This window comes from Candidatus Burkholderia verschuerenii, assembly GCF_001189365.1.
In the GTDB taxonomy this organism is placed as follows: domain Bacteria; phylum Pseudomonadota; class Gammaproteobacteria; order Burkholderiales; family Burkholderiaceae; genus Caballeronia; species Caballeronia verschuerenii.
Map to the genome: position 1 here is coordinate 1 of NZ_LFJJ01000288.1, position 4,400 is coordinate 4,400.

General features: G+C 62.5%; 2 protein-coding genes and 3 pseudogenes. 3 read left to right on the top strand and 2 right to left on the bottom strand.

What is annotated here, in order from left to right; genetic code table 11:
- Positions 1-414 precede the first annotated feature (414 nt).
- Positions 415-780 carry a c-type cytochrome gene (locus BVER_RS27875; protein WP_050456008.1) on the top strand — a complete coding sequence of 122 codons (366 nt, stop codon included), beginning with the start codon at positions 415-417 and terminating at the stop codon, positions 778-780.
- 53 nt (positions 781-833) lie between these two features.
- On the top strand, positions 834-1,214 hold the full coding sequence (locus BVER_RS27880) for a c-type cytochrome (RefSeq protein ID WP_050456009.1): 381 nt from the start codon (positions 834-836) through the stop codon (positions 1,212-1,214).
- Positions 1,215-1,309: 95 nt separating this feature from the next.
- Here the strand turns inward: BVER_RS27880 and BVER_RS27885 are convergent.
- Positions 1,310-2,226, bottom strand: a pseudogene (locus tag BVER_RS27885) (LysR family transcriptional regulator).
- Positions 2,227-2,336: 110 nt separating this feature from the next.
- On the opposite strand from BVER_RS27885, the pseudogene BVER_RS27890 reads away from it, so the two are divergent.
- Positions 2,337-3,808, top strand: a pseudogene (locus tag BVER_RS27890) (MFS transporter).
- A gap of 10 nt (positions 3,809-3,818) precedes the next feature.
- On the opposite strand, the pseudogene BVER_RS27895 reads toward BVER_RS27890, so the two are convergent.
- Positions 3,819-4,249, bottom strand: a pseudogene (locus tag BVER_RS27895) (DUF1841 family protein).
- Positions 4,250-4,400 lie beyond the last annotated feature (151 nt).

The following is a 4,400-nucleotide window of genomic DNA, read 5'->3' on the forward strand; positions in this document are numbered from 1 at the left end:
GGCGAAGTTCCAAACTCCCAGGAAACCATTCAGATCAATATTGCTTCTGGGAGTTCTGGGAAACACGATCTTCCGGCGGCCCCTTGCCACCCTTGACTTCGACTAATTCTGAAGGGCCGACTACCTCGGTTTGTGCTTCGACGATATTCATTTGCGCTCGCAGATTTACCGCCGTCAATGCGCGCTTTGCGCGCAATGACCAATCCCCCTGCTTTTCAGCCGCGTCCCATTGCTGACAAGGCTTCCGGCCGTTCTCGATTGTGGACGGTCGAAGGGTCGCGCGGTACAATTAGCGCGATTTTTTTGGCCTGCGTGGTCACGAAAGCAGCAAACAGTCCCGAGAAGGTTGTGAAGCGCTCGGCGCGGGCCATGTGTGACGAGCGCCGGATTTCCCCTCATGCCAGGTTAGAAGCTATGAACAATTTCGTCGGCAAATGTGCCGTGATTGCAGCGCTGTCGGGTCTCGCCGGCTTCGCGACTCAGGCGTCGGCCGACGTCGTGGGTAACGCAAAGGCCGCAGAGGGCAAGGTGGCGATGTGCATCGGCTGCCACGGCATCCCGGGCTATCGCACCGCGTACCCGGAAGTCTATGAAGTGCCGATGCTGGGCGGCCAGAACGCCAACTACATCGCGAACACGCTGCATGCCTACAAGAAGGGCGACCGCCACTTCGACACGATGCGCGCCATCGCGACCACGCTGTCCGATCAGGATATCGCCGATATCGCCGCGTATTACGCCGCGCAGACCCCTAAATCGAAGAACAATCCCGACAAGTGATCCTGTCGCCAGGAAACAGTCACAGGCGGCGACGCAAGGACACAGGAGAATTCATGAAGCCCTCTAAGGCACTTCACATCAGCTTCAAGGCGGCGGGCGCGGCGGCTGCACTGATCGGCATGACGGCGTTCAACGTCGCGCACGCGGCCGATGCCGGCAACGGCAAGGTGCTGTCGGAAAGCCACAACTGCGCGGCCTGCCACGGCCCCGGCCTGAATAAGCCGGTCAGCGGCGATTATCCGAAGCTCGCGGGCCAGCACGCGACTTATATCTACTGGGCGCTGCGCCAGTATCAGATCGGCAACGGCAACCCGAACTTCGGCCGCAACAACGCGATCATGGCGGCGCAGGTGCAGAACCTGTCGCAAGGCGATCTGAAGGATCTCGCGGCGTATATCGAATCGCTCGACGGCAGTCTCGTGCTGAAGAAGTAACGCGAAGCTCGACAACTGCATCGAATTGGGCGGGCGGCGTGTCTTGACGGCACGCCGCCCTTTTGTTTTTGGAGCGATGCCGACGTCGTGCTCGTTCACTCCGCGAGCATCGCGGGAATCTGTTCGACGAGCGCATCGATGGTCACGCGTGTGCGCGTGCGCAAATGCCGTGTCTTCGGCCACACGGCGAGCACCGGCAGCGACGCGATGCGATGCGATGCGCCGGCAACACCGCCACGAGATGTCCGCTTCGAACATAGCGCGCGAGCAGCCAGCACGGCAGCCACGCAATACCGTGTCCGTCGATGACGGCGCCCGCGACCGCCTGAATATCGTCCATGCTGAGTTGCGGGCGCAGCGGCACGCGGCGCGGCCGGCCATCGGGTTCGGTGACGTCCCATGAGACGACCGTGCCCGCAACCGACAGTCCGATACCACGATGCGCTTCGAGATCGTCGAGCGTGCGCGGCGTGCCATGCTCCTCCAGATAAGCCGGCGACGCACCGAAGCTCACATGCTGCATGCCCAGGCGTCGCGCGACGAGCGTCGGACTGTCCGGTAATGCGCCTATGCGCACGGCGAGATCGAATCCTTCTTCGATCAGATCGACGCGGCGATCGCCGAAGGAGATATCGATCTGCAGCTGCGGATGCCGTCGCGCCAGATCGAACAGCACGGGCGGGACGCAGAAGTGACCGAGCGCCAGCGGTACGCTCACGCGCAATCTGCCGCGCGGCTCCAGCCGGCCTGCCTCGAGATCGGCTTCGGCGGCTTCGAGTTCGGCGAGTGCGCGCAGACAACGCTCGTAGTAGCCCTGTCCTTCGTCGGTGAGCGCCTGGCTGCGCGTCGTGCGATGAAGCAGCCGCACGCCGAGCCGCGTTTCGAGACGCGCTATCGACTTGCCAACCGCCGAACGCGTCAGATCGAGACGTTCGGCGGCGAGCGCGAAGCTGCCGGCCTCGACCACCTTGATAAAGGTGGCGACACCCGAGAGTTTGTCTTCCTTGAGCATGTCCATTTGGTTCCTGCGGGGACCGGTTAATCGGATTCAAACGATCCGATTAGGGAATCCTATTCTCCTACACTTCGATTTTATTTCTGAAGAGGGAAGGGCATTCCACCATGTCATCTCGTGAATTCGGCGGTCGCAGGCAAGTGCTGGCGTTGCTGTCGGTCTTTCTCGCATCGCTCATGTTCGGGCTGGAGATTTCCAGCGTACCGGCGATCCTGCCGACGCTCGACGCCGTGCTTCATGCAAGTTTCGCGGAACTGCAATGGATCGTGAACGCCTATGCGATTGCCTGCGCCACCGTGCTCATGGCGACGGGCACGCTTGCCGACCGCTTCGGGCGAAAGCGCATTTTGCTGGTCGCCATTGCCGCTTTCGGCGTCGCCTCGCTGGTCTGCGGTTTGGCCCAGGACGCGGCCACGCTGATCGGCGCGCGCGCGGTGCAAGGCGTCGCCGGTGGCGCGATGCTGATCTGCCTGGTCGCCGTGTTGTCGCATCAGTTTCCGGACGGCGCGATGCGCGCGCGTGCGTTCGGTGCATGGGGAATCGTCACCGGCATCGGCCTGGGTTTTGGCCCGCTGGTCGGCGGCGCGATCGTCGCGCTTGCGAACTGGCGATGGGTCTTCTGGGTGCACATATTCATCGCGCTGGCCGCGATCGTGCTCGCTCGATGTGCGCGGCATGGTCACGCTGTCGGCGGCGGTGTTCGCGCTCGCGTGGTACATCACGCAGGGACAGACGACGGGCTTCATGCACGGTCCGTCGCTGGCCGTGCTCGCGGCGGGCGGGGTCAGCTTCGCGCTATTCGTCGTCACGCAATTGCGCAATCCGCATCCGATGTTCGACTTCTCGGTGTTTCGTATCCGCGCGTTCTCGGGGGCGCTGCTCGGTTCGGCGGCGATGAACTTCAGTTTCTGGCCGTTCATCGTCTATCTGCCGATCTATTTTTCCGGCGCGCTTGGCTACGATGCGGTGAAAGGCGGCCTGTCTCTGCTCGCCTACACGTTGCCGACGCTCGCGTTTCCGCCGCTGGGCGAACGGCTCGCGCAACGCTATGGCGCGGGCGTGGTGATTCCCGGCGGCCTGTTCGCGATAGGCGTCGGCTTCTTCGCGATGAAGGCGGGCAGCGGCATGGCCGACGCGAGCTGGCTGACGATGCTGCCCGGCTGTGTGATCGCGGGCGCGGGACTGGGTATTGTCAACACGCCCGTCACCAATACGACGACGGGGTCCGTATCGGCGTCACGTGCCGGCATGGCATCGGGCATCGACATGAGCGCGCGTTTTATCTCGCTCACGATCAACATCGCGCTGATGGGTGCGATTCTCGCGCACGGCGTGCTTGAGCAGCTTCGCGCGATGCTCGGCACGTCGGCCAACGATGCGTCGCTGAGCGCGCTGGCAAACCGCATCGCGGCAGGGGAAAGTGCGAACGGCGTGGATGCGCGCGCTGACACACGGTTTCGGCGATGTGATGCTCTACGGTGGCGTCGCCGCGAGCGCGCTGGCATTGGCGAGCCTGATCGTCTTCGGTACGCTTCGCAGCCGCGCGCGATGCAGCGCGAACGGCGAATGCGTCCGATAAAGCGCTTTACTTAGTCCCGCGAAGCACGTCGCTCGATCAGCGCGAGATAAGCGTCGGTATCCGGCGGCGTGTTCGAGCGCTGCGCTTCCCAGATCACTTGCCCGAGGCATTTATGATTGCGTGCTGCGCATCGTGCGACGAACCGAGGCGCGCGGCGAGTTTGTCGTGCGCGCGGCGGATGCCCGGCGGCTGATCGATCGACAATTGCTCGCTGATGGCGAGATGCATCGACAGATGCAGAAACGGGTTGGTCTGGCCGTGATCGGGCGAATAATCGGCATCGCGCGATTTGGGATTGGCGAGCGCGTCGTGATATTCGGGATGCTCGCGCATCCAGTCGGCGGCCATGCTTTCGAGCGGCGTCAGAATCTCCTTCGCGCGCTCCTTGCGCCACGTCTCGGTGAAAAACTGGCGAACTTCGTCGCGGCTGGGATTGAACATAAGCGCTTGATTCGATTGCGGGTTTCTAGTGTTCCGTCCCAGAAATAACTTTATATAAATCCAACATGTTCTATGATCGACTTATGGTGTGCGGGAGACGATCGTGGGACGTAAGGGAATCGAGGTTCTCGTGTCCAATCTGGAGCGAGAA